Here is a 2,854-nt window from a genome sequence, read left to right as displayed (position 1 = left end):
CCGCTCAGATGGCCTCGCGGCCATCGTGCGTGACGAAGAAAGGGAGAGCGGTGGGTCAGGCCGCCCTCCCCCCTCACCGCGCCTTCTGCCCCCGGTCGCCGAACCACCAGAGCGTCGCCGCCGTCGCGGCGAAGGTGGTGGTGTCGATAATGGCATTCCGGGCGGCGGCTTCGGCGCCGAGATAGACGAGGCCGGTGATCCCCCAGAGGGTCAGCGTCAGCACCGGCCGGGTGAGCCCCCGTACGGCGTTGACCCAGCGGTAACTGTCGCCGATGGCCGCCTCAGCCTCCATCGACGCGGCCAGCCCCCGCCAGGCCCCGGCCAAGTCGGCGAGGCGCAACTGGGCGTCCGTCGCTGCGGCGGCCGCGCGCATCTGAAGTTCGGCGAGGGCGGTGTCATGCGCCCATCGGGCCCGCTCCTGCGCCTGGTCCTGGCGGCGCTCGGCATAGCCGGCCGCGCGGCCGATGACCGTGCCGATGAGGCCGAACACACCGCCTCCGGCGGCGCTGGCGGCAAGGCCGATAAGGTCACTCATCTTCGCCTCGGGGCGGAACGGAAAGGAAGCGGGGACAGGAGGGCTGCGTCATGCCCGAGAAGCTAACCCGAACGGGCACTGGGTCGGATTGATTGACGCGAAAAATCGGCAGCGTCGCGCGCCAAGCCGGTTGGACAGCGGGGAGCAAATCGCCCCAACACGTTGATTACATATATCTTTGAAGCAGAAGGGAGACCGCATCTGCGGCCCTCGCATCCTGCCCGTTCAATATCAACCCGAGAGGCAAATATGGGGGAAAGCGCTGCCCAACCCCGCAAACTTCAGCCCTCACTCTGCCGGAACCGGCGCCGTGCGCGAGAAGGCGGCGCCCTTCGCCAGGGCCGCGCGGGCATCGTCATATTCGCGGACGAGCTGGTCGACATAGTCCTTCACAGGCCCTCGCGACTTGATCGCGCCGATGCCCTGCCCGCAGCCCCAGATGTCTTTCCAGGCCTTCGCGTCGGTATTGCCGCCGGAGCCGAAATTCATCTTGGAGGGGTCGCTCTCGGGCAGATTGTCAGGGTCGAGCCCGGCCGCCACGATCGAGGGTTTCAGATAGTTGCCATGCACGCCGGTGAACAGGTTTGTATAGACGATGTCTTCGGCGCCATAGGCGGCAATCGCGTCTTTGTAGCCCTCATCGGCATTGGCTTCATCGCAGGCGATGAAGGCCGAGCCGATATAGCCGAGGTCTGCGCCCATCGCGAGCGAGGCGGCCACTGCGCCGCCGGTGGCGATAGAGCCGGAGAGCGCCAGAGGCCCGTCGAAGAATTCGCGGATTTCCTGGATCAACGCGAAGGGCGAGAGCATCCCGGCATGTCCGCCGGCGCCGGCGGCGACCGCGATCAGGCCGTCTGCGCCCTTCTCCAGCGCTTTCTTCGCAAAGAAGGTGTCGATGACATCGTGCAGCACGATGCCGCCATAGGAATGGATTGCGTCATTCACATCCTTGCGCGCGCCGAGGGAGGTGATGATCACCGGCACCTTGAACTTCACGCAGGCTTCGATGTCATGCTCGAGGCGGTTGTTGGTCTTGTGGACGATCTGGTTGACCGCGAAGGGCGCCGCCGGACGATCCGGATTCTTGGCGTTGTAGTCGGCGAGCTCGGTCGTAATCCGGTCCAGCCAGTCATGCAGCACCGGGCCTGGACGAGCGTTCAGCGCCGGGAAGCTGCCGACTACGCCCGCCTTGCACTGGGCGATCACGAGATCCGGATTGGAAATGATGAACAGCGGTGAGGCGATGACCGGAATGCGCAGATTCTGAAGCACGGGCGGCAGGGCCATGGGCGGAGATCTCCTCACGAGGGGTTTGTCTCACGCAAACTTATTCGCCCCGGCGCCCCCGGCAAGCCTGACGCCGGGAAAGGGCTGCTTAGTGCGCGCCGGAGCCGCCTGGACCGCCTGTGCCACCTTTGCGCGTCTCGGACGCTTTCTGGTTGGTCAGCAGTTCCGCGATGCGCGCGGGTGTGCCGGCGACGCTGCGCTTGGCATGATCGGCGCCGACCTGTCCGGCCGTGACGCTGCCATCGGAGAACATCCGGCCGCAGACGGAGATGATGACACCCCGCGGTTCGCACGCGTCCCGGCAGGCATGCACCGTCTCCGCAAGCGCGCCGAGCCCGCCGGTGCGCGGCATCGCATCCGACATCGCAATCACGACCACGTCCGGCTCATAGGCCATGCAGATTTCGACGAGCGCGGCGTCATTCTCCGGAAAGGCCAGTTCGAGCCGCCAGCCCGTATCGAGAAATGCATCCGCCGTCAGGCAGGCGCCGAGCATGTGCGGCTCCCCCGGTGCGCAGGCGACGAGAATCTTGGTGCGGGCGGTGAATTGGTGCGCGGCGCCGAGTTCCACATGGTGAAGCGTCCGGGTGGCATGGCGCAGCACACCGAGACCGATCGTGAGATCAATGTCGGTACACTCGTCGGAGAGCCAGGCATCGCCCATGGCGCGGGCGACCGGCTCGAACAGACCGCTGATCAGCCGGTCGGTCGGCCATTTCTGGACGTCGTAATCTTCCATGATCCGCGTGAGCGCGTCCTGGTCGCCGGACAAGGCAAGCTGCGCAACCAGCGTCACCTGCCGCGCGAGGCGCTCGATCGGATGGGCGGAGACAGACTTTGATTTTACCGGCACAGGACCCGGCGCAACGAGCTTCAGGTCCCAGCCTGAATAGAGCCGCGTGGGCGTCAGGGTCTGGTTCAGGACTTCAATGTCGGTATGGCGCGGATCGCGCAGGATGGACGTCCAGACCGTTTCCAGTGCATCGGGCGGTCCCTCGATGGTCTGCAGGAAACGTCCCTCGTCGTAATAAA

Annotated in this window: 3 protein-coding genes; all 3 read right to left on the bottom strand. The window is 65.7% G+C overall.

What is annotated here, in order from left to right:
• Positions 1–73 precede the first annotated feature (73 nt).
• Positions 74–535, bottom strand: coding sequence for a hypothetical protein (locus ACK4SV_RS16610; RefSeq protein ID WP_409918958.1), 462 nt, complete (start codon positions 533–535; stop codon positions 74–76).
• Positions 536–823: 288 nt separating this feature from the next.
• Complete coding sequence (locus ACK4SV_RS16605) at positions 824–1,822, bottom strand: NAD(P)H-dependent flavin oxidoreductase (protein WP_409918957.1); 999 nt, start codon at positions 1,820–1,822, stop codon at positions 824–826.
• Positions 1,823–1,910: 88 nt separating this feature from the next.
• Positions 1,911–2,854: BLUF domain-containing protein (locus tag ACK4SV_RS16600; protein ID WP_409918956.1), on the bottom strand; the 944-nt coding region annotated here is incomplete at its 5' end.

Source organism: Hyphomonas sp., from assembly GCF_046313735.1.
Classification (GTDB): domain Bacteria; phylum Pseudomonadota; class Alphaproteobacteria; order Caulobacterales; family Hyphomonadaceae; genus Hyphomonas.
This window is presented reverse-complemented; position numbering and strand designations above follow the sequence as displayed.

What these genes read in the sequence shown, in the direction of transcription:
- ACK4SV_RS16605 (WP_409918957.1), bottom strand. Translation starts at nt 1,822, where the DNA reads ATGGCCCTGCCGCCCGTGCTTCAGAATCTGCGCATTCCGGTCATCGCC.
- ACK4SV_RS16610 (WP_409918958.1), bottom strand. Translation starts at nt 535, where the DNA reads ATGAGTGACCTTATCGGCCTTGCCGCCAGCGCCGCCGGAGGCGGTGTG.